General features: G+C 50.0%; 24 protein-coding genes. 18 read left to right on the forward strand and 6 right to left on the reverse strand.

From position 1 onward, the window contains the following. Positions 1-45: 45 nt before the first annotated feature. Both corC and lnt read left to right on the forward strand, forming a co-directional pair. On the forward strand, positions 46-924 hold the full coding sequence (corC, locus tag H9644_RS12365; RefSeq protein ID WP_001278605.1) for a CNNM family magnesium/cobalt transport protein CorC: 879 nt from the start codon (positions 46-48) through the stop codon (positions 922-924). 24 nt (positions 925-948) lie between these two features. After that, positions 949-2,487: an apolipoprotein N-acyltransferase gene (gene lnt, locus H9644_RS12370; RefSeq protein WP_064528950.1), complete on the forward strand. Its 1,539-nt coding sequence runs from the start codon at positions 949-951 to the stop codon at positions 2,485-2,487. 158 nt (positions 2,488-2,645) lie between these two features. On the opposite strand, the gene H9644_RS12375 is transcribed toward lnt, so the two are convergent. Continuing rightward, positions 2,646-4,523 (reverse strand): rhomboid family intramembrane serine protease, encoded by a 1,878-nt coding sequence (locus H9644_RS12375; protein ID WP_191774731.1) that lies wholly within the window; start codon positions 4,521-4,523, stop codon positions 2,646-2,648. 454 nt (positions 4,524-4,977) lie between these two features. On the opposite strand from H9644_RS12375, the gene gltI reads away from it, so the two are divergent. The 6 genes from gltI to hscC all read left to right on the forward strand — a co-directional run bounded on the left by gltI (position 4,978) and on the right by hscC (position 11,004). Continuing rightward, positions 4,978-5,886 carry a glutamate/aspartate ABC transporter substrate-binding protein GltI gene (gene gltI, locus H9644_RS12380; RefSeq protein WP_191774733.1) on the forward strand — a complete coding sequence of 303 codons (909 nt, stop codon included), beginning with the start codon at positions 4,978-4,980 and terminating at the stop codon, positions 5,884-5,886. A gap of 169 nt (positions 5,887-6,055) precedes the next feature. Then, positions 6,056-6,796, forward strand: coding sequence for a glutamate/aspartate ABC transporter permease GltJ (gene gltJ, locus H9644_RS12385; protein WP_000020950.1), 741 nt, complete (start codon positions 6,056-6,058; stop codon positions 6,794-6,796). Then, positions 6,796-7,470 carry a glutamate/aspartate ABC transporter permease GltK gene (gene gltK, locus H9644_RS12390; RefSeq protein WP_191774735.1) on the forward strand — a complete coding sequence of 225 codons (675 nt, stop codon included), beginning with the start codon at positions 6,796-6,798 and terminating at the stop codon, positions 7,468-7,470. Before gltJ ends, gltK begins: the two co-directional genes overlap by 1 nt. Beyond that, positions 7,470-8,195 carry a glutamate/aspartate ABC transporter ATP-binding protein GltL gene (gene gltL / locus H9644_RS12395; protein ID WP_000631384.1) on the forward strand — a complete coding sequence of 242 codons (726 nt, stop codon included), beginning with the start codon at positions 7,470-7,472 and terminating at the stop codon, positions 8,193-8,195. Before gltK ends, gltL begins: the two co-directional genes overlap by 1 nt. A gap of 119 nt (positions 8,196-8,314) precedes the next feature. After that, positions 8,315-9,250 (forward strand): pyrimidine-specific ribonucleoside hydrolase RihA, encoded by a 936-nt coding sequence (gene rihA / locus H9644_RS12400; protein WP_130206509.1) that lies wholly within the window; start codon positions 8,315-8,317, stop codon positions 9,248-9,250. Positions 9,251-9,333: 83 nt separating this feature from the next. After that, positions 9,334-11,004 carry a molecular chaperone HscC gene (hscC, locus tag H9644_RS12405; protein ID WP_191774736.1) on the forward strand — a complete coding sequence of 557 codons (1,671 nt, stop codon included), beginning with the start codon at positions 9,334-9,336 and terminating at the stop codon, positions 11,002-11,004. An 86-nt stretch (positions 11,005-11,090) separates the two neighbouring features. On the opposite strand, the gene H9644_RS12410 is transcribed toward hscC, so the two are convergent. Further along, the gene (locus H9644_RS12410; protein ID WP_191774739.1) at positions 11,091-12,542 is read right to left on the reverse strand and encodes a J domain-containing protein; all 1,452 of its coding nucleotides are present in this window, start codon (positions 12,540-12,542) and stop codon (positions 11,091-11,093) included. Then, complete coding sequence (locus H9644_RS12415) at positions 12,539-13,246, reverse strand: DUF1266 domain-containing protein (RefSeq protein ID WP_191774741.1); 708 nt, start codon at positions 13,244-13,246, stop codon at positions 12,539-12,541. Before H9644_RS12415 ends, H9644_RS12410 begins: the two co-directional genes overlap by 4 nt. A gap of 101 nt (positions 13,247-13,347) precedes the next feature. Here H9644_RS12415 and H9644_RS12420 point away from each other — a divergent pair, with 101 nt between their 5' ends. After that, on the forward strand, positions 13,348-13,902 hold the full coding sequence (locus tag H9644_RS12420; RefSeq protein WP_064528960.1) for a tetratricopeptide repeat protein: 555 nt from the start codon (positions 13,348-13,350) through the stop codon (positions 13,900-13,902). Between the two features lie 9 nt (positions 13,903-13,911). Here the strand turns inward: H9644_RS12420 and H9644_RS12425 are convergent, their stop codons facing one another. Together H9644_RS12425 and H9644_RS12430 are read right to left on the reverse strand one after the other, a co-directional pair. Further along, the gene (locus H9644_RS12425; RefSeq protein ID WP_191774743.1) at positions 13,912-15,333 is read right to left on the reverse strand and encodes a J domain-containing protein; all 1,422 of its coding nucleotides are present in this window, start codon (positions 15,331-15,333) and stop codon (positions 13,912-13,914) included. Beyond that, on the reverse strand, positions 15,330-16,037 hold the full coding sequence (locus tag H9644_RS12430) for a DUF1266 domain-containing protein (protein ID WP_191774745.1): 708 nt from the start codon (positions 16,035-16,037) through the stop codon (positions 15,330-15,332). The genes H9644_RS12425 and H9644_RS12430 overlap by 4 nt, the downstream gene beginning before the upstream one ends. Before the next feature lie 158 nt (positions 16,038-16,195). Between H9644_RS12430 and H9644_RS12435 the strand changes: the two genes are divergently transcribed. Beyond that, positions 16,196-17,179, forward strand: coding sequence for an SEL1-like repeat protein (locus H9644_RS12435; RefSeq protein WP_074399543.1), 984 nt, complete (start codon positions 16,196-16,198; stop codon positions 17,177-17,179). A 74-nt stretch (positions 17,180-17,253) separates the two neighbouring features. On the opposite strand, the gene H9644_RS12440 is transcribed toward H9644_RS12435, so the two are convergent. Continuing rightward, a complete protein-coding gene (locus tag H9644_RS12440) occupies positions 17,254-17,736 on the reverse strand; it encodes a zinc ribbon-containing protein (RefSeq protein ID WP_001044880.1) in 483 nt (160 codons plus the stop codon). Positions 17,737-17,971: 235 nt separating this feature from the next. Between H9644_RS12440 and leuS the strand changes: the two genes are divergently transcribed. The 8 genes from leuS (at position 17,972) to mrdA (ending at position 26,436) form a co-directional block, all read left to right on the forward strand. Further along, entirely contained in the window at positions 17,972-20,554 is a 2,583-nt protein-coding gene (gene leuS / locus H9644_RS12445) for a leucine--tRNA ligase (protein ID WP_064528964.1), read from the forward strand. A gap of 14 nt (positions 20,555-20,568) precedes the next feature. Continuing rightward, on the forward strand, positions 20,569-21,147 hold the full coding sequence (gene lptE / locus H9644_RS12450; RefSeq protein WP_191774747.1) for an LPS assembly lipoprotein LptE: 579 nt from the start codon (positions 20,569-20,571) through the stop codon (positions 21,145-21,147). After that, entirely contained in the window at positions 21,147-22,178 is a 1,032-nt protein-coding gene (gene holA / locus H9644_RS12455) for a DNA polymerase III subunit delta (protein ID WP_191774749.1), read from the forward strand. The genes lptE and holA overlap by 1 nt, the downstream gene beginning before the upstream one ends. 1 nt (position 22,179) lies before the next feature. Then, positions 22,180-22,821 carry a nicotinate-nucleotide adenylyltransferase gene (gene nadD, locus H9644_RS12460; RefSeq protein ID WP_064528967.1) on the forward strand — a complete coding sequence of 214 codons (642 nt, stop codon included), beginning with the start codon at positions 22,180-22,182 and terminating at the stop codon, positions 22,819-22,821. Positions 22,822-22,844: 23 nt separating this feature from the next. Then, positions 22,845-23,456: an adenosylcobalamin/alpha-ribazole phosphatase gene (locus tag H9644_RS12465; protein WP_064528968.1), complete on the forward strand. Its 612-nt coding sequence runs from the start codon at positions 22,845-22,847 to the stop codon at positions 23,454-23,456. A 259-nt stretch (positions 23,457-23,715) separates the two neighbouring features. Then, on the forward strand, positions 23,716-24,033 hold the full coding sequence (rsfS, locus tag H9644_RS12470) for a ribosome silencing factor (RefSeq protein WP_001161662.1): 318 nt from the start codon (positions 23,716-23,718) through the stop codon (positions 24,031-24,033). A 3-nt stretch (positions 24,034-24,036) separates the two neighbouring features. Beyond that, positions 24,037-24,504 (forward strand): 23S rRNA (pseudouridine(1915)-N(3))-methyltransferase RlmH, encoded by a 468-nt coding sequence (rlmH, locus tag H9644_RS12475; protein ID WP_000776104.1) that lies wholly within the window; start codon positions 24,037-24,039, stop codon positions 24,502-24,504. A 30-nt stretch (positions 24,505-24,534) separates the two neighbouring features. After that, positions 24,535-26,436 (forward strand): peptidoglycan DD-transpeptidase MrdA, encoded by a 1,902-nt coding sequence (mrdA, locus tag H9644_RS12480; RefSeq protein WP_064528969.1) that lies wholly within the window; start codon positions 24,535-24,537, stop codon positions 26,434-26,436. Positions 26,437-26,438 lie beyond the last annotated feature (2 nt).

The following is a 26,438-nucleotide window of genomic DNA, read 5'->3' on the forward strand; positions in this document are numbered from 1 at the left end:
AACGACGGCGTTTTGATTAACTAACATGAGAACCCATACGACGCCATGAGCGACGACAATTCACACAGTAGTGACACGATAAGCAACAAGAAGGGATTTTTCTCCCTGTTACTCAGCCAACTTTTCCACGGTGAACCGAAAAACCGTGACGAACTGCTGGCGCTGATCCGTGATTCCGGGCAGAACGACCTTATCGACGAAGATACGCGCGATATGCTCGAAGGGGTAATGGACATCGCAGACCAACGCGTTCGCGACATCATGATCCCCCGTTCCCAGATGATTACCCTGAAACGCAACCAGACGCTGGATGAATGCCTTGATGTCATCATCGAGTCTGCCCACTCACGTTTCCCGGTGATCAGCGAAGACAAAGATCACATTGAAGGGATTCTGATGGCGAAAGACTTGCTGCCATTTATGCGCAGCGATGCTGAAGCCTTCAGCATGGACAAAGTGTTACGTCAGGCGGTTGTCGTTCCTGAAAGTAAGCGCGTAGACCGGATGCTGAAAGAGTTTCGCTCTCAGCGTTACCACATGGCGATCGTCATTGACGAATTCGGCGGTGTTTCCGGTCTGGTGACCATTGAAGACATCCTGGAACTGATTGTTGGTGAGATTGAAGATGAGTATGACGAAGAAGATGATATCGACTTCCGTCAACTTAGCCGTCACACCTGGACCGTGCGCGCGCTGGCTTCCATCGAAGATTTCAACGAAGCGTTCGGCACCCACTTTAGCGATGAAGAGGTCGACACCATCGGTGGTCTGGTGATGCAGGCGTTTGGGCATCTTCCGGCGCGTGGTGAAACCATCGACATCGACGGTTACCAGTTCAAAGTGGCGATGGCCGACAGTCGGCGTATTATTCAGGTTCATGTCAAAATTCCGGATGACTCACCCCAGCCGAAGCTGGATGAATAAAACCGAAACTGGATAGATAACTACATGGCTTTTGCCTCATTAATTGAACGCCAGCGCATTCGCCTGCTGCTGGCGTTATTATTCGGTGCCTGCGGAACGCTGGCCTTCTCTCCTTATGACGTCTGGCCTGCGGCGATTATTTCGCTGATGGGGCTTCAGGCGTTAACCTTTAACCGCCGCCCACTCCAGTCTGCCGCTATTGGCTTCTGCTGGGGATTTGGCCTGTTTGGCAGCGGTATTAACTGGGTCTATGTCAGCATCGCCACCTTTGGCGGGATGCCTGGCCCGGTTAACATCTTCCTGGTGGTGCTGCTGGCGGCGTATCTGTCGCTGTATACCGGACTGTTTGCTGGCGTGCTGGCGCGACTGTGGCCGAAAACCACCTGGCTACGCGTGGCGATTGCCGCCCCTGCCCTCTGGCAAGTGACCGAGTTTCTACGCGGTTGGGTACTGACTGGCTTCCCGTGGCTACAGTTCGGCTATAGCCAGATTGACGGCCCGTTAAAAGGGCTGGCACCGATAATGGGCGTGGAAGCCATTAACTTCCTGCTGATGATGGTAAGCGGCCTGCTGGCGCTGTCGCTGGCTAAACGCAACTGGCGTCCGCTGGTGGTAGCCGTCGTGCTGTTTGCTCTTCCCTTCCCGCTGCGCTACATCCAGTGGTTTACCCCGCAACCGGAGAAAACCATTCAGGTTTCGATGGTGCAGGGCGATATTCCGCAATCGCTGAAGTGGGATGAAAGCCAACTTCTTAATACGCTGAAAATTTATTACAACGCAACGGCACCGCTGATGGGCAAATCGTCGCTGATTATCTGGCCGGAATCGGCGATAACCGATCTGGAAATTAATCAGCAACCGTTCCTCAAAGCACTGGACGATGAGTTGCGTGAGAAAGGCAGCTCGCTGGTAACCGGGATTGTCGACGCGCGTCTCAATAAGCAGAATCGCTACGATACCTACAACACCATCATCACGCTGGGTAAAGGTGCGCCGTACAGCTACGAATCAGCCGATCGCTATAACAAAAACCATCTGGTGCCGTTTGGCGAGTTTGTCCCGCTGGAGTCGATTCTGCGTCCGTTAGCGCCGTTCTTTGATCTGCCGATGTCGTCGTTCAGCCGTGGGCCATATATCCAGCCGCCGCTGTCGGTAAATGGTATTGAGCTTACTGCAGCTATTTGCTACGAGATCATTCTTGGCGAGCAGGTGCGCGATAACTTCCGCCCGGATACCGATTATCTGCTGACCATCTCTAACGATGCATGGTTTGGTAAGTCTATTGGTCCGTGGCAGCACTTCCAGATGGCGCGAATGCGTGCGCTGGAACTGGCTCGCCCGCTACTGCGCAGCACCAATAACGGCATTACAGCGGTGATTGGCCCGCAAGGGGAGATTCAGTCGATGATCCCGCAATTCACTCGCGAAGTGTTAACCACCAACGTGACGCCGACCACCGGACTCACACCGTACGCACGTACCGGCAACTGGCCGTTGTGGGTACTTACGGCACTGTTTGGTTTTGCCGCTGTGTTGATGAGTCTGCGTACTCACAAACGTTAATGTGCCTGATGCGCTACGCTTATCAGGCCTACAAAGTTTGTGCAATGTATTGAATTTGCGCGATTTTGTAGGCCGGATAAGGCGCTCACGCCGCATCCGGCATAAACAAAGCGCACGTTGTCACAATCGGTGGGGCGTGATCATCATGCCCCTTTTTCTTACCGTTCAGGGACACAAGCTACATCGCCATATTGGGGATGCCGAATAATTACCTGCGGATCTAGCGAGTGCGTCCTGTCCATTTGGATTAACCCGTTCTTCGCCATAACAAATATCTTTCTGCCATCCGCCGAAAAACGAAGGTGATTAACATAGCTGGCAGGATAAACGCCAATAATCTGCCCGGCATTAATGTTGAGCAGGATGACATAACCTTCCAGGCCATATGACACCAACGCTAAATACTGACCGTCCGGGCTAATACCCTCAACGGAATAAACGCTCCTGCTACACCATTGCGTCATAACACTGGCTTGTTGATCCCCTGCGCTTATACGCGAAATACCCTGACTATCGGCAAAAATAATCTCGTCATTTTCTGATTTGAATCCCATCGCAGAAACCACGCCACGCGCATCACCGGCGGGAAAGCCTTCTTTCTGATGCGTGATGGTATTGATGCGTACAATGTCACCTCTGACCATACCGGGTATCAACAATGTTTTTTCATCCGGGGAAAGTGCCATAACCCAGGCGCCGGGTTTATTACTTGTCCCCGTCCCGTCGTATTTCTCCAGCGGGATATCCGCCACGTGTTGATAAGCCACCAGATCAATGGCTGACACACTATTACTGGTGCGATTCATCACCCAGGCTTTTGTGCCATCGCGCGAGAGGATAAGGCGGTCAGGATGTGCGCCGGTGGTAATCGACTGAATAATCTCCCCCGTCGCCACGTTAATGACCGATAACGCATTAGCTTCAAATGAAGTCGCATACAGCAACTTTTCATCGGGACTTAACACCAGCGATCTGACGCCCTGATCTTTACAGCCACCACAATGTTTGACTGACTTTTCTTTCGCTATGGGCGCAGTAAAGGTATGCAGGATTTTCTTTTGTCCGAGGTCGAAAACAACAATGCTGTTCGTGTTTTCAATTGCGGCATACAACGTATTACCATCCCGACTGATCGCCATATCATGGATATCGGTAATCTCAGCGAGCAAATCACCACTGGCCTGCTCACGACTTACCGGAGCGGATAATGTTTCCCTAAGGGCGTTACGCTCCTCCACTAACTGCTGCTTTTTTTGTCGTCGCTCTTGTTCAATCTCCTGCGGATAAAACTCTTCACGCAGGCTTTGCCTGACCTGTAAAACTGATTCATCAATCTGCTGCTGCGCAATCCAGATAGCCCCGGTCAGAAGAATACTGCCCACAACCATAATCCCAACGACCGTAACAAGTTTGTTTTGACCAGGTAAACGTGCGCTCAACCAACCTAAGGCGCCACCCGCAATCAGTCCACCAATATGGCAAGCATTGTCTATTCCTGTTTGCCGGGCACCGTACAACAGTGTCAGCACAACCATACCCAACAGAGGAAATACTCGCCGCTGGTTTTTATGGTGTGTGCCCACACCTGAAGCAAGCTGTGTTGCTATCGCAGCGCCAGCTATTCCCATAATTGCCCCGGATGCCCCAACGCTGATGACTATCTGCTCACTTTCGCGTAACGCATAACAGGCGCTGATTAGCCCACCAAAGACGCCAGAGAATAGCCAGACAATCAGGAGTCGCCATTTTCCCAGAATCCGTTCCGCCACTCCCCCTACCACCAGGAGTGCAAACATATTCATCAGCAAATGAGAAACACTGCTGTGCAGAAAGACACTGCTCAATAAGCGCCAGGATTCACCCGACAACGTGAGAGAAGCAACGTTAGCACCAAGATGGATGAGTGCAGATTGATCGACTTCTTCATAACTCATCCATTGTGCGAGATAACAAAATATCCCAACACAGAGCGCAAAAAGGATAAGAGTTATTGCGGGTAATTGAACATTTAACGGCTTAACCGAAGATGCATACATGAGGTAATTCTTCCTTGAAAAGACAGGTAAAAAGCATTTTTCTCGTGTGCAGTTATCATCCCGGCAAACGTCCCATACCGAAAAGTTAACCCTGTCCGAAATATGACTTTTTCAGCCTAAAATTACAATCGTAATTAATTCACCTCTAATTATTTTTTGGCATGTAAGTTGCTTTATTTATTGTGGAAACAAGGAAATCAGCCGAAGTACAACCGGGTTGCACCACCACAAATCAGCGGTAGCACCAAAAAGGTGCGGTTTAAGAATTTTGCTTCGGAATGGTGCGGTGCATCTCGCAAAAACAAACAATAAAACAGCAATATCTTTACATTTGGCCAAACTAAATGTTACCTAACAAGCACAACACTGCACAATAAAGTTGCAGATGATAACAACACAAACACTCACAACGGGTATCCATGCGTTCTTAACGCAGAAGATAAAGGAGTTGGATATGCAATTACGTAAACCTGCCACAGCAATCCTGGCCCTGGCGCTTTCCGCAGGCCTGGCACAGGCAGATGACGCCGCCCCGGCAGCAGGCAGTACGCTGGACAAAATCGCCAAAAACGGCGTGATTGTCGTCGGTCACCGTGAATCTTCAGTACCTTTCTCTTATTACGACAATCAGCAAAAAGTGGTGGGTTACTCACAGAATTACTCCAACGCCATTGTTGAAGCAGTGAAAAAGAAACTTAACAAACCGGACTTGCAGGTGAAACTGATTCCGATCACCTCACAAAACCGTATTCCGCTGCTGCAAAACGGCACTTTCGATTTTGAATGTGGCTCTACTACCAACAACCTCGAACGCCAGAAACAGGCGGCTTTCTCCGACACTATTTTCGTGGTCGGTACGCGCCTGCTGACCAAAAAAGGCGGCGATGTTAAAGATTTTGCCGATCTAAAAGATAAAGCCGTAGTCGTCACTTCCGGCACCACCTCTGAAGTTTTGCTCAACAAACTTAATGAAGAGCAAAAAATGAATATGCGCATCATCAGCGCCAAAGACCACGGTGACTCTTTCCGCACGCTGGAAAGCGGTCGTGCCGTTGCCTTTATGATGGATGACGCCCTACTGGCCGGTGAACGTGCAAAAGCGAAAAAACCAGACAACTGGGAAATCGTCGGCAAACCGCAGTCTCAGGAAGCCTACGGTTGCATGCTGCGTAAAGATGATCCGCAGTTCAAAAAGCTGATGGATGACACCATCGCTCAGGTGCAGACCTCCGGTGAAGCGGAAAAATGGTTTGATAAGTGGTTCAAAAACCCAATTCCGCCGAAAAACCTGAACATGAATTTCGAACTGTCAGACGAAATGAAAGCACTGTTCAAAGAACCGAATGACAAAGCACTGAACTAATTACAAGAACCAGGGGCGGAAAATTCAGCCCTCTCGATTGTTACGTAGCACGGACAGACTATACGCCTGATGGTCGTTCCCCATCGGGCCTGAAAACCGCAATACGCTGGGTAACAATCTTCGAGGGTAGCAGTTAACGCTGCTACCCTCTTTTTTCTGGAGTAGATTTATGTCTATAGACTGGAACTGGGGTATTTTTTTACAACAAGCCCCGTTCGGCAACACCACCTATCTTGGTTGGATCTGGAGCGGCTTTCAGGTGACGATCGCTTTGTCGATCTGCGCCTGGATTATCGCTTTCCTCGTCGGCTCGTTATTCGGTATTTTACGTACCGTTCCAAACCGTTTTCTCTCCGGTCTGGGTACGTTATATGTCGAGCTGTTCCGCAACGTGCCGTTGATTGTGCAGTTTTTTACCTGGTATCTTGTGATCCCGGAGCTGCTGCCGGAAAAAATCGGCATGTGGTTTAAGGCCGAGTTGGATCCCAATATCCAGTTTTTCCTCTCCTCCATGCTCTGCCTGGGGCTGTTTACTGCCGCTCGTGTTTGCGAACAGGTGCGCGCCGCGATCCAGTCACTACCGCGCGGGCAGAAGAATGCCGCACTGGCAATGGGATTGACACTACCGCAGGCCTACCGCTACGTGCTGCTACCAAACGCTTATCGCGTTATCGTCCCGCCAATGACTTCCGAGATGATGAACCTGGTGAAAAACTCCGCCATAGCCTCAACCATTGGTCTGGTAGATATGGCCGCGCAGGCCGGTAAATTGCTCGATTATTCGGCTCACGCCTGGGAATCGTTTACCGCTATTACGCTGGCGTATGTGTTGATTAACGCGGTTATCATGCTGGTGATGACGCTGGTCGAACGTAAAGTTCGCCTGCCCGGCAACATGGGAGGCAAATAATGTACGAGTTTGACTGGAGTTCCATTGTCCCTTCTCTGCCATATCTGCTGGATGGGCTGGTGATCACCCTCAAAATCACCGTCACAGCAGTCGTGATTGGTATTTTGTGGGGTACGATGCTGGCGGTGATGCGCTTGTCCAGCTTTGCGCCTGTGGCGTGGTTTGCCAAAGCCTACGTTAACGTATTCCGCTCGATTCCTTTAGTCATGGTTTTGCTGTGGTTTTACCTGATTGTGCCGGGTTTTCTGCAAAACGTGCTGGGATTATCGCCAAAAAATGATATCCGTTTAATTTCGGCGATGGTGGCGTTTTCGATGTTTGAAGCGGCCTACTATTCCGAGATTATCCGCGCCGGTATTCAAAGTATTTCTCGTGGTCAGTCGAGCGCCGCGCTGGCGTTGGGCATGACTCACTGGCAGTCGATGAAACTGATTATTCTGCCGCAGGCGTTTCGTGCAATGGTGCCGTTACTGCTCACCCAGGGCATCGTACTGTTTCAGGATACCTCGCTGGTGTATGTGTTATCTCTGGCCGATTTCTTCCGTACCGCCTCAACCATTGGTGAGCGTGATGGTACGCAGGTCGAGATGATCCTGTTTGCCGGATTTGTTTATTTCGTTATTAGCCTTAGCGCATCGTTTTTGGTCAGCTACTTGAAAAGAAGGACAGCATAATGATTACCCTGAAAAATGTTTCAAAATGGTATGGTCACTTTCAGGTGCTGACCGACTGCTCAACCGAAGTGAAAAAAGGTGAAGTGGTGGTGGTTTGCGGCCCGTCCGGCTCCGGTAAATCAACGCTGATAAAAACCGTCAACGGTCTCGAACCGGTGCAGCAAGGTGAAATCACCGTTGATGGCATCGTGGTTAATGACAAGAAAACCGATCTGGCAAAGCTGCGTTCCCGTGTGGGGATGGTGTTCCAGCATTTCGAGCTGTTCCCCCATCTGTCGATTATCGAAAACCTGACCCTGGCACAGGTGAAAGTGCTTAAACGCGATAAAGCGCCCGCTCGTGAAAAAGCCCTGAAATTGCTGGAGCGCGTGGGACTTTCCGCACATGCGAATAAATTTCCGGCGCAGCTTTCCGGTGGTCAGCAGCAGCGTGTGGCGATCGCTCGCGCGTTGTGCATGGATCCTATTGCCATGCTGTTCGACGAACCGACATCGGCACTGGACCCGGAGATGATCAACGAAGTGCTGGACGTGATGGTTGAACTGGCGAACGAAGGAATGACCATGATGGTGGTGACCCACGAAATGGGCTTTGCCCGTAAGGTGGCGAATCGCGTGATCTTTATGGACGAGGGAAAAATTGTCGAAGACTCACCGAAAGACGCTTTCTTCGATGATCCGAAATCGGACCGCGCAAAAGACTTCCTCGCGAAAATCCTGCATTAATCCTTCCGGCGCGCATACCCAGGTGCGCGCCATCTCACGCTTTATCGTTTCGCCCCTCGTATCTGTTACATTCCGGCGTTACCCTTGTCGCTAAGAAACACACACAACAAGGAGCAACAATGGCACTGCCAATTCTGTTAGATTGCGACCCAGGTCATGACGACGCTATCGCAATAGTTCTCGCCCTCGCCTCACCAGAGCTTGATGTCAAAGCCATCACATCTTCAGCCGGAAACCAGACGCCCGATAAAACATTACGCAATGTTCTGCGTATGCTGACCTTGCTTAATCGCACCGATATTCCGGTAGCAAGCGGTGCGGTAAAACCGTTAATGCGTGAGTTGATTATCGCGGACAACGTACACGGCGAAAGTGGACTTGACGGCCCGGCACTACCGGAACCGACGTTCGCACCGCAAAATTGCACGGCGGTGGAGCTGATGGCGAAAACGCTGCGTGAAAGTGCGGAACCTGTCACGATTGTGTCCACCGGACCGCAAACTAACGTCGCCTTGCTGCTCAATAGCCATCCGGAACTGCATAGCAAAATCGCCCGTATCGTGATTATGGGCGGTGCAATGGGGCTTGGTAACTGGACGCCAGCCGCCGAGTTTAATATTTACGTGGACCCGGAAGCGGCGGAAATTGTCTTCCAGTCAGGGATTCCGGTGGTGATGGCCGGTCTGGATGTCACTCACAAAGCACAAATCCACGTTGAAGACACCGAGCGTTTCCGCGCTATTGGTAACCCAATTTCCACCATTGTTGCCGAACTGCTGGATTTCTTCCTCGAGTATCACAAAGACGAAAAATGGGGCTTTGTCGGCGCGCCGCTGCACGACCCGTGCACCATTGCCTGGCTGTTGAAACCAGAGTTGTTTACCACCGTGGAGCGCTGGGTCGGCGTTGAAACTCAGGGGAAATATACCCAGGGGATGACAGTTGTTGATTATTACTATCTGACAGGCAATAAACCAAACGCCACCGTAATGGTCGATGTTGATCGCCAGGGCTTTGTTGATTTACTGGCTGAACGTCTGAAATTTTACGCTTAATACTCCTTATTGATTAAGATCACCACGCTTTAACAGGGTGGTCTTAATCTGGTTATCTCTTTTTCTTTCAAGATATAAATGCAATGGATAATGCAGAACTCGCCATTGGTATCGATCTCGGTACTACCAATAGTTTAATTGCTGTCTGGAAAGACGGTGCCGCACAATTAATTCCAAATAAATTCGGTGAATATTTAACGCCATCCATAATTAGCATGGATGAAAATAACCATATTCTGGTCGGTAAACCAGCAGTGTCCCGGCGCACATCACATCCTGATAAAACCGCAGCGTTATTTAAACGCGCGATGGGCAGTAATACCAACTGGCGTTTAGGTGGTGACACTTTTAATGCACCGGAATTGTCCTCTTTGGTGTTGCGTTCATTAAAAGAAGACGCTGAAGAATTCCTGCAACAACCGATTAAAGATGTGGTGATCTCTGTTCCGGCTTATTTCAGTGATGAACAACGCAAGCATACCCGTTTAGCCGCAGAGTTAGCCGGGCTAAATGCAGTGCGTCTGATTAATGAGCCAACGGCAGCCGCAATGGCATATGGCCTGCATACGCAGCAAAATACCCGCTCGCTGGTTTTTGATCTCGGTGGCGGCACGTTTGACGTCACGGTGCTCGAGTACGCCACGCCGGTGATTGAAGTTCACGCCTCCGCTGGCGATAACTTCCTCGGTGGCGAAGACTTTACTCATATGCTGGTCGATGAGGTTTTAAAACGCGCGGAAGTCGCCAAAACAGCCCTTAACGAGAGCGAACTGGCAGCCTTGTACGCCTGCGTGGAAGCGGCAAAATGTAGCAATCAATCGCCAATGCACATTCGCTGGCAGTACCAGGAAGAAACGCGGGAATGCGAATTTTACGAGAACGAACTGGAAGATTTGTGGTTACCGCTACTCAACCGCTTGCGTGTGCCGATTGAACAGGCGTTACGCGATGCGCGTCTGAAGCCGAGTCAAATCGACAGCCTGGTCCTGGTCGGCGGTGCGTCGCAAATGCCCCTGGTGCAGCGAATCGCTGTGCGTCTGTTTGGCAAATTACCGTATCAAAGTTACGATCCGAGTACCATCGTCGCGCTGGGCGCAGCGATCCAGGCCGCCTGCCGCTTACGCAGCGAAAACATTGAAGAAGTGATCCTCACCGATATTTGCCCCTACTCCTTAGGTGTTGAAGTTAACCGCCAGGGCGTTTCCGGCATTTTCTCGCCGATTATTGAACGAAACACCACGGTACCGGTGTCGCGTGTAGAAACTTACTCGACCATGCACCCGGAGCAGGATTCAATTACGGTTAATGTTTATCAGGGGGAAAATCACAAAGTTAAGAATAATATTCTGGTTGAATCCTTTGATGTTCCGCTGAAGAAAGCCGGGGCTTATCAGTCTATCGACATTCGCTTTAGCTATGATATCAACGGGTTGCTTGAAGTTGATGTGCTACTGGAAGACGGCAGCGTTAAGTCCAGAGTCATTAACCACAGCCCGGTGACATTGAGCGCGCAGCAGATTGAAGAGAGTCGGGCGCGGTTATCCGCATTGAAAATTTATCCGCGGGATATGCTCATCAACCGCACCTTTAAAGCCAAACTGGAAGAGTTATGGGCGCGGGCGCTGGGTGATGAGCGAGAAGAAATTGGCCGGGTGATCAGCGATTTTGATGCGGCGTTGCAGTCAAACGATATGGCCCGCGTCGATGAAGTTCGTCGACGGGCGAGCGATTATTTGGCCATTGAGCTCCCTTAAACACGACTGCCGGATGCGGTGTAAACGCCTTATCCGGCCTACACATACGTTCCGCGTAGGTCGGATAAGATGCGACAGCATCGCATCTAACTGAACAACATAGCGATTTTACCCAGCGCGTAGCCTATCACCAGAACCGTTAAGCTGATTTTGATAATACTGGCAATGCTCTGTGGTTTTTCACTCTCATTATTCTTCTCTTCGTGTTTTTCAGGTGCTGGCTCGTCGATATCTTCATCCACCGGCTCGAGTTTCACTTTCGTCAACAGCATATGAGTAATAATTGCTTCTAACGGATGTGCTTCTCCACGTTCCAGTCGCACATTCAGGCGGGCAAGCATCTCTTGTTTCGGAAACGCTTCCAGTACTACCTGTTCCGCTACCCGATACAAATCCAGCAATGATGAATTGTCTTCTGTCCCGCTACCAACTCTCGATTTCCACCATGCCCATGCTTTGCGTTTGAAGAATAACGACTCGATAAACGATTGACCTAACGGCGATAATTTTCCGCTATGTAAAATTTCCGCCCATAGCAGTCGCGTCCGGGCGCTCTCGCCAGATACATATTTCAGCGGCTTACCTTGCGCATCAATCATGCTTCGCGCTTCGATAACCATCACTAATAACGCGAAGTAATCCGGGCAATGGCGCTTGCTCCACTGCAATAACAAATTATCAGCTTGTGTAGATGGGTAACTCTCCCGGTATGCACAGAGATCGGCAAGCAGACTTTCTCCCTCACCGCAGTACAACCGTTGTGCACACGAGTAATATCGGGCATCTTCGCTTTCTGGTTCTTCCGCTTGCCACTGTTGGGCTACAGGAATGAGTTCCGCCATGCCTGTTTGCACCGAGCTGTACCAGCGCAACAGTTTACGATGCAACTTCGCATCATCAGGAATTAACCTCGGACCTGCCATCGCCAAAAATGCAGTGACATAGTCAGGATGGTAACGACAGCAACGTTCCAGCGCGAAGTAATATTCAACAGTCTGGTTCTGTAACGCGACGGGATATTCCTGAAGGCTGAGAAAATCGAAACAATCCCCAGCCTGAATGGCCTCAAGAAAAGCCTCCCGCTCTTCTTCATCCATTCCTTCGCTGTCACTAAATGAATGCCAGTTCAAACGTTCTGCCAACAAAGATGCACAATTCAATGAAAGATATCGCGCCTTCATAGCGATTGCGCATAGCGGCCAGCGTAAGTGATCGACATCCTCCATGTTGTAGGTATTCAACTGCTGAATAAATTTCTGCCAGGCGGAAGGTTGAAAACGCTCACTTTCCGAAGCCAGTAAGGTTCTGAACGCTTTCAGTGCCTCATGCTCTTCTGCAAGATCTTTCTCGTCATCAGCATTTTTTTCTCCTGGATTGACCGCCAGTCGCAGCGCCTCTTCATAGGCCTGACGTAACGCTTTAAACCCCTGCGGATCGGTTTCTGGATGGTATAACGGTAAGCGAGCAAGATAAGCCTGACGGATAATATCAACTTGTGTTGTGCTCTCGATTTCGAGGATTTGCCAACATGTTTTCATAGGTCGCTCACATCCTTAAGCGTTGCCGGGCATTCAGGCTGGGCAGTTAATGGCCGCCAGGGAAGCGTGGCATAGAAACGATCACCTCCTGCCACCAGTTCTTCAAACATCCGGCTCCCGGCGCTATCGTATTTGTACAGGGTCAGCGCCTCGCGTAGCGAAGCATCGTCTTCACACTGAGAGGATTGCCAGTAGAGACGTCCTAATGAATAGGCGGAAAAATAGTGCATCCAGCTGTGATAGTAATGGTGGGCACGTACATAGACGCGCGATTGCAGCCATAAACTCTCTTCTTCCGTCAGCCAATTGTTGAGCACACCGACCCGCGACAGAAACCCCATTCGAACATAATCCCAGGCTTTGATTCCCCCTTCCCCGCAGCACATAGCGGTTTGTGCAACAAATTGGTTATAAATCAGCCATCTGTCAGAGCCGCCAGCAATTAGTGCTTCCCACTCTTCAGGTGAAGAGCGATACCATGCCAGATATAATCCAGCTAAATTATTTGCGTGCCCATCATCGGTCATTTGGTAAATTGTCTGAATTAAATCATCACGATTATTTATTCCCCAGGATGATGAGAGATCAAATTCTTTTATTCCGGTATACATTTTTGGCGAGTCATGTGCAGGCTTGCATCCCTGATTAAGAATTTCCATTGGCGTAGAAAGCGCAAATAGAAGGTGTTGTTCTTCCTTATCCATTTATTAACAATCCTTTAAGTTCATTAACTGACTACTTTTTTATTAATAATGAGTATAAACTTGACGCTTTCAAAATAAAAAGAAAATCGAAGTATTGATAAATGAACAAAAAAATATATTTTATATTCGCAATATTTATAGTTGCGGCTATCACTTGTATTAGCCAACCTAAGAAAACGACCTTGCGCGATAAAGCTATGGCGCATTATGTCTTTGATTATTTAAGCTCACCGGGCAGTCTTCCGTTTACCACGGCAGCAACGGAGCTTTCCGCGATTCATGGTCACTCAACGTCGCAATATCGCCTTGGCGAATTTTATCTTCATGGTAGCGACGGTAAACCACTGGATTATACAAAGGCGAGATACTGGTATGAGCAATCAGCGGAACAGGAAAATCCACGCGCGCAAAGTAAACTGGGATGGATCTACCTGAAAGGTCTGGGAGTCAAACCCGATACCCGTAAAGCAATTCTCTGGTATAAGGAAGCTGCGGGACAAGGGCATGTCCATGCCCAATATACGCTGGGATTGATTTACAGAAATGGCACGGGCATCAACGTCAACAATTATGAAGCTCGCAAATGGTTAAAACTGGCGGCGGAGCAACATTATAAAAATGCGGAAAGATTGCTTGCAGAGCTTCCCGCACATTAAGGTCGACTTTCACCCGAGCAGATGGAGTATTTTTCCTATCAAACCAGCAAAGACAAAAATATAGAAAATAATTTTAATGACGCCCAGACAGCCCGGCCCACCATCATCAATGGGCATTGGCTGTGGCTCCGGCTCGACGGTTTGTTGCCCGGCAAAATTCGCCGACTGAATTAATAATCGACGAATTATTAATGCTTCCAGTGGACAACGATCTTCTGCATCAAGACGGGCGACGATCGGCATTAATGATTCTTCTGTCGGTTGGCTGGCCTGCACTAATTGCTTTGCGACTAAATATAATGGCCATAAGGGATGCTGTATATCACGCGTGAGTGAGATTCGCGGCTTACGCCCTTTGTGCAACACCATCTCAACCAAAGAACGCCCCAGCGCAGAGAGTTTTTCATCACTGAGTATTTCGTATAATTGAAAGCGCGTACGGGCGCTGTCGCCGGGGACATAAAGTAGCGGTTTACCCTGATCGTTAACCAGTTCACGAGCTTCAATCATCATCACTACTAACGGGTAATAATCGGCCCGATGCTGACGGCACCATTGCAACATTAATGCATCTGCCTGGGTAGAGAGAGACTCGCGCCAGAAGTCACAAAGTTCTGCCAGCAGGCTTTCGCCTTCGCCACAATAGACGCGTTGCGCGTATTCATAATAACGCGCATCTTCGTTATCAGGTTCAGCTTCCCGCCATAAACGGGCGTAGTCCACGAGTTGGGGTATGTTCAGGCGGCCTGTGCTATACCAGCGCAGTAAATTTCTGTGTAATTTTGCATCATCGGGGATAATCACTGCGCGATGTTGCGTTAAATACAGTTTCAGCCATTCTGGATGAGATGACCAAATCTGCGCAAACATCTGATAAAAATCAATGGTTTCATTTTGCACGACAACGGGTAGGTGCAGAATGGTCTGGAAGTTAAAAACATTGCCTTTCGCAATGGCATATAAAAAGGATTCCAGTTCTTCTTCGTCTATTTCCCCGGTGTTTTCTTCCTGTAGCCACCGTAATCTTCCTGCTAATAAAGCCACGCACTCGAAGGATAAATGGGCAGTGTTCATAGCTATGGCGCACAGCGACCAGCGTAATTCATCAATCTCTTCCATCGAGCAATAATTTAATTGCTGAATGAATCGCTGCCAGGCGGAGGGCAGAAAACGTTCGCTATCAGAGGCGAGTAACGCACGAAAGGCGAGCAGAATTTCATGTTCTGCAACTTCATGTTCTTCTGGTTGCCAAACAGATTTAGCAGGCGACTGCGCAATCCGTAGCGCGTCTTCATACGCCTGACGCAGTTGTTTAAAGCCCTGTGGATCGGTTTCAGGGTGAAAAGAAGGTAACAATGCCAGATAAGCGCGACGGATAATATCAACGTCAGTCGTTTCAGCTATATCGAGGATCTGCCAGCAAGTTTTCATAGGTCGCTCATATCCTTAAGCGTTTCCGGACATACTGGATAGTAAGCCAATGGTTGCCAGGGTAAGGTTGGGTAATACGCATCGTCACTGGCAAATAAATGATAAAACATATCATTGCCGGAATCGTCGTATTCTTTACGGGCTAAGAATTCACGTAATAACGGCAGATTATCATCCTCAGGAGACTGCCAATATTGCCGCCCAAAGGTATAACCGGCAAAGTATTGCCGCCAGTTACTATAATAACGTAGAGCCCGTAGGTGAATGCGCGACTGGATCCATAGGCTTTCTTCTTCACTTAACCAGTTATTAAGTACGCCCATCCGGCTTAAAAAGCCCATACGGACATAATCCCAGGCTTTTATTCCGCCTTCGCCACAACATTCGGCAGTGCTGGCGACAAATTGCGCGTAAGCCTGCCCCTCCTCATTTAATTCAGTGATGTAGCTACGCCATTCACATGGCGAATAACGAAACCAACGGTGATAAAACCCCGCCAGCCGCGCAGCATGGCCGTTATCCATCATTCGATGAATTGTCCGCAACAAGTCTTCACGATCATCAATTCCCCAGGAGGAAGAAAGGTCAAAAAAGCGGGTGCCTAAATACATTTTGGCTGACGAGTGAGAAGGTAAACAACCTTCATTACGTATTTCCATCGGGGTAGACAGGGCAAACAGTAATTTTTGCGACTCCATATCCATGGTAATTTATCCTTAAATATTCACAAAATGAATATTAAAACATTATGAATGTTCATTTATTTATACTTCCCTGATGCGATATAATACGCATAAAATAAATCTTACGCAAAAAAGCAATACATAAAAAAGAAATATACTTTATTCGCAACCATAAGGAAATGATAATGATTTATACGTCGAGTTGCTGCGATAATTTATCGATAGATGAAATTATCGCACGTGCTGAAAAAGGAGATGGTGAGGCACAATATGTTATTGGTATTGATTATAATTACAATAGTTCAGTAGATTCCCCCGACGACGAAAAAGCCTTTTACTGGTTGAAACTTGCCGCTGAACAAGGGCATTGTGAAGCGCAATATTCTTTAGGTCGGAAATATACCGAAAATAACAGCCGATATAAAGATAATGAAAAAGCTATCTCCTGGTTAAAGAAAGCAGCCTTACAAGAACATGCATTAGCAGCCAATTTGCTGGGATGCATACTCGGCAATACAGAAAACTCTAAATATGAAGAAGCTGTTTCCTGGTATCGGAAGGCGGCAGAGCAGGGTTTAAAATATGCGCAAAATAATCTGGGGATAATGTATAAAAATGGCACTGGCGTTACGCAAGATTATGACCAGGCTTTCTTTTGGTATAAACAAGCCGCACTCCAGGGTCATAATCCCGCACAGAAGAATCTCGCTGACCTGTATGAAGAGGGTAAAGGTGTCCCCCAAAACATGACACTTGCAGCATTCTGGTATTTGAAAAGCGCCCTGCAAGGTAATCAGCACGCCCAATTTCAAATAGCGTGGGATTATAACGCGGGCGAAGGGGTAGAGCAGGACTATAAGCAAGCGATGTACTGGTATCTGAAGGCTGCCGACCAAGAAAGCGTCGGCGCTTACGTTAACATCGGCTATATGTATAAGCATGGGCAAGGCGTTGAGAAGGATTATCAAGCTGCCTTTGAATGGTTTACGAAAGCCGCTGAATGCAATGACGCCACTGCCTGGTATAACCTGGCCATTATGTACCACTATGGCGAAGGAAGACCTGCCGATCTCCGACAGGCTCTCGACTTATACCGTAAGGTTCAGTCATCCGGTACAAGAGATGTCAGTCAAGAAATCCGTGAGGTTGAAGATTTACTGTAGAGATAAAAACAAGCAAGGGCCGGACGATTTTCATTCGACCCAAATTATCTTTATTGCTGTGCGAAATCAGACTATTACGGCTCGAACGGGCGTCTCTGGAACTGGTCGTGACCGCATTTAGGGCATAGTGTCAAGACTTCCGGCGTGTAGATCGGGAGATGGAAGTGACATTTCTCGCAGACCAGATTCCCCAGACCTACGACTTCCCCGCTGTGGTAAACCCCGTGATGATTGAGATCCTGGAAAACTTCACGCCATTCCAGTTGCGTTTTATCGGTGATGTCCGCCAGTTCCTGCCAGAGGCTTTCTTTAATCACCCGCATAAAAACGCTGTCGGACTCTTCCTTCAGGCTCTCTTCATAACTCATGGCGAACTCTTCCAGGTCACGTCTGACGGCCCGGGTCAGTTCATCGACCTCGGTCCGCGTTAACTCCCCTGTTTTTATTACACGCTCACGTGCCTGTTCTACCAGTGCGTCGATATCGCGTTCGCCATTACGCAGTCGCTCGCTTAATGACGCCACCAGTTCACGGTAATATTGAGCAACCTTGTTCATCATTTCATCTCCCGTGTCGTTAACTGGCTATAATAATAGACGTTATTTATGCTCAACTTTGCAAGACTGCCCACAGAGTGTGTAAATTCGTGCAAGGATTACCGCAGTGCGATTTCAACGTCGAGTGCGCGAAAGGCTGTTTTGACGCGGACGTTTGGGCTATGCTATGCGGATCTGAAAAACCACCTCTAACGCTACTTTTGTAGCCGTATTGAAAACAGGACCACTGGCTGCCATGCAAGAGCAATACCGCCCGGAAGAGATAGAATCCAAAGTACAGCTTCATTGGGATGAGAAGCGCACATTTGAAGTAACCGAAGACGAGAGCAAAGAGAAGTATTACTGCCTGTCTATGCTTCCCTATCCTTCTGGTCGACTACACATGGGCCACGTACGTAACTACACCATCGGTGACGTGATCGCCCGTTACCAGCGTATGCTGGGCAAAAACGTTCTGCAGCCGATCGGCTGGGACGCGTTTGGTCTGCCTGCGGAAGGCGCGGCGGTAAAAAACAATACCGCTCCGGCACCGTGGACGTATGACAACATTGCGTACATGAAAAATCAGCTGAAAATGCTGGGCTTTGGTTATGACTGGAGCCGCGAGCTGGCGACCTGTACGCCGGAATACTACCGTTGGGAACAAAAATTCTTCACCGAGCTGTATAAAAAAGGCCTGGTGTATAAGAAGACCTCTGCGGTCAACTGGTGCCCGAACGACCAGACCGTACTGGCAAACGAACAGGTTATCGACGGCTGCTGCTGGCGCTGCGATACCAAAGTTGAACGTAAAGAGATCCCGCAGTGGTTTATCAAAATCACCGCTTACGCTGACGAGTTGCTCAACGATCTGGATAAACTGGATCACTGGCCAGACACCGTTAAAACCATGCAGCGTAACTGGATTGGCCGTTCTGAAGGCGTGGAAATCACCTTCAACGTTAACGACTATGACAACACGCTGACTGTTTACACTACTCGCCCGGACACCTTTATGGGTTGTACCTACCTGGCGGTAGCGGCAGGTCACCCACTGGCACAGAAAGCGGCAGAAAATAATCCGGAACTGGCGGCCTTTATTGATGAATGCCGTAACACCAAAGTTGCCGAAGCTGAAATGGCAACGATGGAGAAAAAAGGCGTCGATACAGGCTTTAAAGCGGTTCACCCATTAACTGGCGAAGAAATTCCAGTTTGGGCAGCAAACTTCGTATTGATGGAGTACGGCACTGGCGCAGTAATGGCGGTTCCGGGTCACGACCAGCGCGACTACGAGTTTGCCTCTAAATACGGCCTGAACATCAAACCAGTTATCCTGGCGGCTGACGGTTCTGAACCAGACCTTTCTCAGCAGGCACTGACTGAAAAAGGTGTGCTGTTCAACTCTGGCGAGTTCAATGGCCTTGACCATGAAGCAGCCTTTAACGCCATTGCCGACAAACTGACTGAAATGGGCGTTGGCGAACGTAAAGTTAACTATCGCCTGCGTGACTGGGGTGTTTCCCGTCAGCGTTACTGGGGCGCGCCAATTCCGATGGTAACACTGGAAGATGGCACTGTAATGCCGACCCCGGATGACCAACTGCCGGTGATCCTGCCGGAAGATGTGGTGATGGACGGCATTACCAGCCCGATCAAAGCAGATCCTGAGTGGGCGAAAACCACCGTTAACGGTATGCCAGCGCTGCGTGAAACCGACACTTTCGACACCTTTATGGAGTCCTCCTGGTACTATGCGCGCTACACTTGCCCAGAGTACAAAGAAGGTATGCTGGATTCCAAAGCGGCTAACTACTGGCTGCCGGTAGATATCTACATTGGTGGTATCGAACACGCCATCATGCACCTGCTCTACTTCCGCTTCTTCCACAAACTGATGCGTGATGCAGGTATGGTGAACTCTGACGAACCAGCGAAACAGTTGCTGTGTCAGGGTATGGTGCTGGCAGATGCCTTCTACTATGTTGGCGAAAATGGCGAGCGTAACTGGGTTTCCCCGGTTGATGCTATCGTTGAGCGTGACGAGAAAGGCCGTATCGTGAAAGCGAAAGACGCGGCAGGCCATGAACTGGTTTATACCGGCATGAGCAAAATGTCCAAGTCGAAGAACAACGGTATCGACCCGCAGGTGATGGTTGAACGCTACGGCGCGGACACCGTTCGTCTGTTTATGATGTTCGCTTCCCCGGCAGATATGACGCTCGAATGGCAGGAGTCCGGTGTGGAAGGGGCTAACCGCTTCCTGAAACGTGTCTGGAAACTGGTTTACGAGCATACTGCAAAAGGTGATGTAGCGGCACTGAACGTTGATGCACTGACTGAAGATCAGAAAGCGCTGCGTCGTGATGTGCATAAAACTATCGCTAAAGTGACCGATGATATTGGCCGTCGTCAGACCTTTAACACCGCGATTGCGGCGATTATGGAACTGATGAACAAACTGGCGAAAGCACCGACCGATGGCGAGCAAGATCGCGCACTGATGCAGGAAGCGCTGCTGGCGGTAGTACGTATGCTTAACCCGTTCACCCCGCACATCTGTTTCACGCTGTGGCAGGAGCTGAAAGGCGAAGGCGATATCGACAACGCGCCATGGCCGGTGGCTGACGAAAAAGCGATGGTGGAAGACTCCACGCTGGTCGTTGTTCAGGTTAACGGTAAAGTCCGTGCCAAAATCACCGTTCCGGTGGATGCAACGGAAGAACAGGTTCGCGAACGTGCTGGCCAGGAACATCTGGTAGCAAAATATCTTGATGGCGTTACCGTGCGTAAAGTGATTTACGTACCAGGTAAACTCCTCAATCTGGTCGTTGGCTAAGCGCGGGAGGAAGCGTGCGATATCTGGCAACATTGTTGTTATCTCTGGCGGTGTTAATCACCGCCGGGTGTGGCTGGCATCTGCGTGATACCACGCAGGTTCCTTCCACAATGAAGGTTATGATCCTGGACTCCGGTGACCCGAACGGGCCGTTAAGCCGTGCAGTGCGTAACCAGTTGCGTTTGAACGGCGTCGAGTTGCTCGATAAAGAAACCACGCGTAAGGATGTTCCATCCCTGCGCCTGGGTAAAGTGAGCATCGCGAAAGATACTGCATCGGTATTCCGTAACGGTCAAACTGCAGAGTATCAGATGATCATGACGGTCAATGCGACCGTGTTGATCCCTGGCCGTGACATCTACCCGATTAGCGCCAAAGTGTTCCGTTCGTTCTTCGATAACCCGCAAATGGCGTTAGCGAAAGATAACGAACAAGACATGATCGTGAAAGAGATGTACGACCGTGCTGCCGAACAGCTGATTCGTAAGCTGCCAAGCATTCGCGCTGCGGACGTTCGTTCCGACGAAGAAACGTCGACAACAACGGATGCCACAGCAACGCCTGCACGCGTCTCCACCACGCTGGGTAACTGATGATTCGGTTGTACCCGGAACAGCTCCGCGCGCAGCTCACTGAAGGGCTGCGCGCGGCCTATCTTTTACTTGGTAACGATCCCCTGTTGTTGCAAGAAAGCCAGGACGCCATTCGTCAGGTCGCCGCCGTACAAGGGTTTGAAGAACACCATACTTTTTCCATTGATCCCAACACGGACTGGAACGCAATATTTTCGCTATGCCAGGCAATGAGCCTGTTTGCCAGTCGGCAAACCTTGTTGTTAGTGCTACCTGAAAATGGGCCGAATGCGGCGATCAATGAACAACTCCTCACGCTCACCGGATTGCTGCATGACGATCTGTTGTTGATCGTACGCGGTAATAAATTAAGCAAAGCGCAGGAAAATGCCGCCTGGTTTACCGCGCTGGCAAACCGTAGCGTGCAGGTTACTTGCCAGACCCCAGAACAAGCCCAGCTTCCTCGCTGGGTTGCCGCGCGTGCAAAACAGCTCAATTTAGAACTGGATGACGCGGCGAATCAGGTGCTCTGCTACTGTTATGAAGGGAACCTGCTGGCACTGGCACAGGCACTGGAGCGTTTATCGCTACTCTGGCCGGACGGCAAACTGACACTGCCGCGCGTTGAGCAAGCGGTGAATGATGCCGCGCATTTCACACCTTTTCATTGGGTTGACGCTTTGTTGAGCGGCAAAAGCAAGCGCGCGTTGCATATTCTTCAGCAACTGCGCCTGGAAGGCAGTGAACCGGTGATTTTGTTGCGTACTTTGCAACGTGAGCTATTGCTGCTGGTTAATCTGAAGCGTCAGTCTGCTCATACTCCGCTGCGTACGCTGTTTGACAAGCATCGGGTATGGCAGAACCGTCGTAACATGATTAGCGAAGCGTTAAATCGCCTGAGTCAGCCACAATTACGTCAGGCCGTACAACTCCTGACACGAACGGAACTTACTCTCAAACAAGATTACGGTCAGTCCGTGTGGGCAGAACTGGAGGGATTATCTCTTCTTTTGTGCCATAAACCACTGGCTGACGTATTTATCGACGGTTGATATGAAATCTTTACAAGCTCTGTTTGGCGGCACCTTCGACCCGGTGCATTATGGCCATCTAAAACCCGTGGAAACGCTGGCGAATCTGATTGGTCTGACGCGGGTAACGATTATCCCTAACAACGTTCCTCCGCATCGCCCCCAGCCTGAAGCGAACAGCGTGCAGCGAAAACACATGCTTGAACTGGCAATTGCCGACAAGTCGCTGTTTACCCTTGATGAACGCGAGTTAAAGCGTAATGCCCCCTCTTACACGTCGCAGACGTTAAAAGAGTGGCGACAGGAACAAGGCCCGGATGTGCCGCTGGCGTTTATTATCGGCCAGGATTCGCTGCTGAACTTTCCGACCTGGTATGAATACGAAACAATTCTCGACAATGCACATTTGATAGTCTGTCGACGTCCAGGTTATCCGCTGGAAATGGCACAACCGCAGTACCAGCAGTGGCTGGAAGATCATTTAACGCATAATCCGGAGGATCTGCATCTTCAGCCTGCGGGTAAAATTTATCTCGCCGAAACGCCGTGGTTTAACATCTCGGCGACAATCATCCGCGAGCGTTTGCAAAACGGCGAATCTTGTGAGGAATTGTTACCAGAATCGGTACTGACTTACATTAACCAACAAGGCTTGTATCGCTGATATCTGCCGTCACGGAGGGAATGATGCGACTGTGGTTAATTCGTCACGGTGAAACGCAAGCAAATGTCGACGGATTATACAGCGGTCATGCGCCTACACCACTTACGGCGCGCGGTATCGCGCAGGCGCAAAGTTTGCGTACCCTGCTGCGTGATGTTCCCTTCGATAGAGTTTTATGCAGTGAACTGGAACGGGCGCAGCACACCGCGCGCCTGGTTCTTGATGCCCGTCAACTCCCCGTGCGAATCATTCCTGAACTCAACGAAATGTTTTTTGGTGACTGGGAAATGCGGCATCATCGCGAGCTGATGCAAGAAGATGCCGAAAACTATAGTGCCTGGTGCAATGACTGGCAGCATGCCGTCCCTACTGGCGGTGAAGGCTTTCAGGCATTTTCACAGCGGATAGAAAGGTTTATTGCCGGACTTGGTGAGTATCAGCAGCACAAAAACGTATTAATCGTTAGTCACCAGGGTGTGTTGAGTCTGTTGATTGCCCGCTTAATCGGCATGCCCACCGAGGCAATGTGGCATTTTCGTGTAGATCAGGGCTGCTGGAGCGCCATTGATATCAATGACGGGTTCGCAACTCTACGCGTCCTCAATAGCCGCGCCATCTGGTGCGAAGATGCATGACTTTTCTGTTTTTTTTCAGGTAAGCCGCAACGAACATTGACAGGCCCGGGCAGGCTGATATTCTCCGCAACCTGACTTTTCCGCCATACACGACTTTGTAGAAATTGTTTTACAAAAATGGCGATGCAATCTGTGACGCGGGGTGGGATGATAGCCCACTTTCAAGAGCCGATTTGGTGACATTTGTCCCGAAATCGCCTCTGCTTCAGGTATACTGACAGACCATTTTTATCTTTTTTATTTCACCCAGGGGGAAAACTTGCAGGGTAAAGCACTCCAGGATTTTGTTATCGACAAAATTGATGACCTCAAAGGTCAGGACATCATCGCCTTAGACGTTCAGGGTAAATCCAGTATTACCGACTGTATGATCATCTGTACGGGTACATCCAGCCGTCATGTTATGTCCATTGCCGACCACGTGGTTCAGGAATCTCGCGCGGCGGGTTTGTTGCCCCTCGGCGTTGAAGGTGAAAACGGCGCGGACTGGATTGTGGTCGATCTGGGTGATGTTATTGTCCATGTTATGCAGGAAGAGAGCCGTCGCCTGTATGAGCTGGAAAAACTCTGGAGTTAATGCGTGAAGCTGCAACTTGTCGCCGTGGGAACGAAAATGCCGGACTGGGTACAAACCGGTTTTACCGAGTACCTGCGTCGTTTTCCGAAAGATATGCCTTTTGAACTGATTGAAATTCCGGCGGGAAAACGCGGCAAGAACGCGGATATCAAGCGTATACTCGACAAAGAGGGTGAGCAAATGCTGGCGGCCGCCGGTAAAAACCGCATTGTCACCCTCGATATCCCAGGCAAGCCCTGGGACACGCCGCAGTTAGCCGCTGAACTGGAACGCTGGAAGCTGGATGGCCGTGATGTCAGCTTGCTGATTGGCGGGCCGGAAGGGTTATCGCCTGCCTGTAAAGCGGCGGCGGAACAAAGCTGGTCACTTTCGGCGCTTACCCTCCCCCATCCGCTGGTTCGCGTACTGGTCGCAGAGAGTCTGTACCGGGCGTGGAGCATTACCACCAACCATCCTTATCACCGTGAGTGATAAGGTAGCCTTAAGTAGAAAACGCAGCGGATGAAATTACAGAACTCTTTTCGCGACTATTCGGCAGAGTCCGCGCTGTTTGTGCGCCGGGCGCTGGTCGCCTTTTTGGGGATTTTGCTGCTAACCGGCGTGCTTATCGCCAACTTGTATAATCTACAAATTGTTCGCTTTACCGATTACCAGACCCGTTCTAATGAAAACCGCATTAAGCTGGTGCCTATCGCCCCCAGCCGCGGCATTATCTACGACCGTAACGGTATCCCTCTGGCGCTCAACCGAACTATCTATCAGATAGAGATGATGCCGGAGAAAGTCGATAACGTGCAGCAGACTCTGGACGCCCTGCGCAGCGTGGTTGACCTGACCGATGACGATATCGCCGCATTTCGAAAGGAGCGTGCACGTTCGCACCGTTTTACCTCCATTCCGGTGAAAACCAACCTGACTGAAGTTCAGGTGGCGCGTTTCGCCGTTAACCAGTACCGTTTTCCTGGTGTGGAAGTTAAAGGCTATAAACGGCGTTACTACCCCTATGGTTCAGCGCTGACCCACGTTATCGGTTATGTCTCGAAAATTAACGATAAAGACGTCGAGCGACTGAATAATGACGGCAAACTGGCCAACTATGCCGCAACACATGATATCGGCAAGCTGGGGATTGAACGTTACTACGAAGATGTTCTGCACGGCCAGACGGGTTATGAAGAAGTTGAAGTTAACAACCGTGGTCGCGTCATCCGTCAGTTAAAAGAAGTATCGCCGCAGGCCGGGCATGATATTTACCTGACGATTGATCTCAAACTCCAGCAGTATATTGAAACACTGCTGGCGGGTAGCCGTGCCGCTGTCGTGGTCACCGATCCGCGTACAGGTGGCGTGCTGGCGCTGGTTTCCACGCCAAGTTACGACCCTAACCTGTTTGTTGACGGTATCTCCAGCAAAGATTATTCCGCGCTGCTGAACGACCCGAACACACCACTGGTGAACCGCGCCACGCAGGGGGTTTATCCGCCTGCGTCGACGGTTAAACCTTATGTGGCGGTTTCGGCATTAAGTGCCGGAGTAATCACTCGCAATACGACGCTGTTTGACCCAGGCTGGTGGCAGCTGCCTGGTTCGGAAAAACGTTACCGTGACTGGAAAAAATGGGGCCACGGACGTCTGAATGTCACAAGATCGCTGGAGGAATCTGCGGATACCTTCTTCTATCAGGTGGCCTACGATATGGGGATCGATCGCCTCTCCGAGTGGATGGGTAAATTCGGTTATGGTCATTACACCGGTATCGACCTTGCGGAAGAACGTTCCGGCAACATGCCGACCCGTGAATGGAAACAGAAACGCTTTAAAAAACCATGGTATCAGGGTGACACCATTCCGGTTGGTATCGGTCAGGGTTACTGGACAGCGACTCCTATCCAGATGAATAAGGCACTGATGATCCTGATTAACGACGGTATTGTGAAAGTTCCGCATTTGCTGATGAGCACCGCCGAAAATGGCAAACAAGTGCCGTGGGTACAGCCGCATGAACCGCCGGTAGGTGATATTCATTCTGGTTACTGGGAACTGGCGAAAGACGGCATGTTTGGTGTTGCTAACCGCCCTAACGGTACGGCACATAAATACTTTGCCAGCGCGCCATACAAAATTGCGGCGAAATCCGGTACCGCGCAGGTCTTCGGTCTGAAGGCGAACGAAACCTATAATGCGCACAAAATTGCCGAGCGTCTGCGCGACCACAAACTGATGACCGCGTTTGCGCCGTATAACAATCCACAAGTCGCTGTCGCTATGATTCTGGAAAACGGTGGTGCTGGCCCGGCGGTCGGTACCCTGATGCGCCAGATCCTCGACCACATTATGCTTGGTGATAACAACACCGATCTGCCTGCAGAAAACCCGGCGGTTACTGCTGCGGAGGACCAATAATC

Origin of the sequence: Escherichia whittamii, from assembly GCF_014836715.1 — a bacterium.
Lineage (GTDB): Bacteria > Pseudomonadota > Gammaproteobacteria > Enterobacterales > Enterobacteriaceae > Escherichia > Escherichia whittamii.

Excerpts from the sequence above, each read along its gene's own strand:
- corC (WP_001278605.1), top strand. The coding sequence starts at position 46 with ATGAGCGACGACAATTCACACAGTAGTGACACGATAAGCAACAAGAAG.
- lnt (WP_064528950.1), top strand. The coding sequence starts at position 949 with ATGGCTTTTGCCTCATTAATTGAACGCCAGCGCATTCGCCTGCTGCTG.
- H9644_RS12375 (WP_191774731.1), bottom strand. The coding sequence starts at position 4,523 with ATGTATGCATCTTCGGTTAAGCCGTTAAATGTTCAATTACCCGCAATA.
- gltI (WP_191774733.1), top strand. The coding sequence starts at position 4,978 with ATGCAATTACGTAAACCTGCCACAGCAATCCTGGCCCTGGCGCTTTCC.
- gltJ (WP_000020950.1), top strand. The coding sequence starts at position 6,056 with ATGTCTATAGACTGGAACTGGGGTATTTTTTTACAACAAGCCCCGTTC.
- gltK (WP_191774735.1), top strand. The coding sequence starts at position 6,796 with ATGTACGAGTTTGACTGGAGTTCCATTGTCCCTTCTCTGCCATATCTG.
- gltL (WP_000631384.1), top strand. The coding sequence starts at position 7,470 with ATGATTACCCTGAAAAATGTTTCAAAATGGTATGGTCACTTTCAGGTG.
- rihA (WP_130206509.1), top strand. The coding sequence starts at position 8,315 with ATGGCACTGCCAATTCTGTTAGATTGCGACCCAGGTCATGACGACGCT.
- hscC (WP_191774736.1), top strand. The coding sequence starts at position 9,334 with ATGGATAATGCAGAACTCGCCATTGGTATCGATCTCGGTACTACCAAT.
- H9644_RS12410 (WP_191774739.1), bottom strand. The coding sequence starts at position 12,542 with ATGAAAACATGTTGGCAAATCCTCGAAATCGAGAGCACAACACAAGTT.
- H9644_RS12415 (WP_191774741.1), bottom strand. The coding sequence starts at position 13,246 with ATGGATAAGGAAGAACAACACCTTCTATTTGCGCTTTCTACGCCAATG.
- H9644_RS12420 (WP_064528960.1), top strand. The coding sequence starts at position 13,348 with ATGAACAAAAAAATATATTTTATATTCGCAATATTTATAGTTGCGGCT.
- H9644_RS12425 (WP_191774743.1), bottom strand. The coding sequence starts at position 15,333 with ATGAAAACTTGCTGGCAGATCCTCGATATAGCTGAAACGACTGACGTT.
- H9644_RS12430 (WP_191774745.1), bottom strand. The coding sequence starts at position 16,037 with ATGGATATGGAGTCGCAAAAATTACTGTTTGCCCTGTCTACCCCGATG.
- H9644_RS12435 (WP_074399543.1), top strand. The coding sequence starts at position 16,196 with ATGATAATGATTTATACGTCGAGTTGCTGCGATAATTTATCGATAGAT.
- H9644_RS12440 (WP_001044880.1), bottom strand. The coding sequence starts at position 17,736 with ATGAACAAGGTTGCTCAATATTACCGTGAACTGGTGGCGTCATTAAGC.
- leuS (WP_064528964.1), top strand. The coding sequence starts at position 17,972 with ATGCAAGAGCAATACCGCCCGGAAGAGATAGAATCCAAAGTACAGCTT.
- holA (WP_191774749.1), top strand. The coding sequence starts at position 21,147 with ATGATTCGGTTGTACCCGGAACAGCTCCGCGCGCAGCTCACTGAAGGG.
- nadD (WP_064528967.1), top strand. The coding sequence starts at position 22,180 with ATGAAATCTTTACAAGCTCTGTTTGGCGGCACCTTCGACCCGGTGCAT.
- H9644_RS12465 (WP_064528968.1), top strand. The coding sequence starts at position 22,845 with ATGCGACTGTGGTTAATTCGTCACGGTGAAACGCAAGCAAATGTCGAC.
- mrdA (WP_064528969.1), top strand. The coding sequence starts at position 24,535 with ATGAAATTACAGAACTCTTTTCGCGACTATTCGGCAGAGTCCGCGCTG.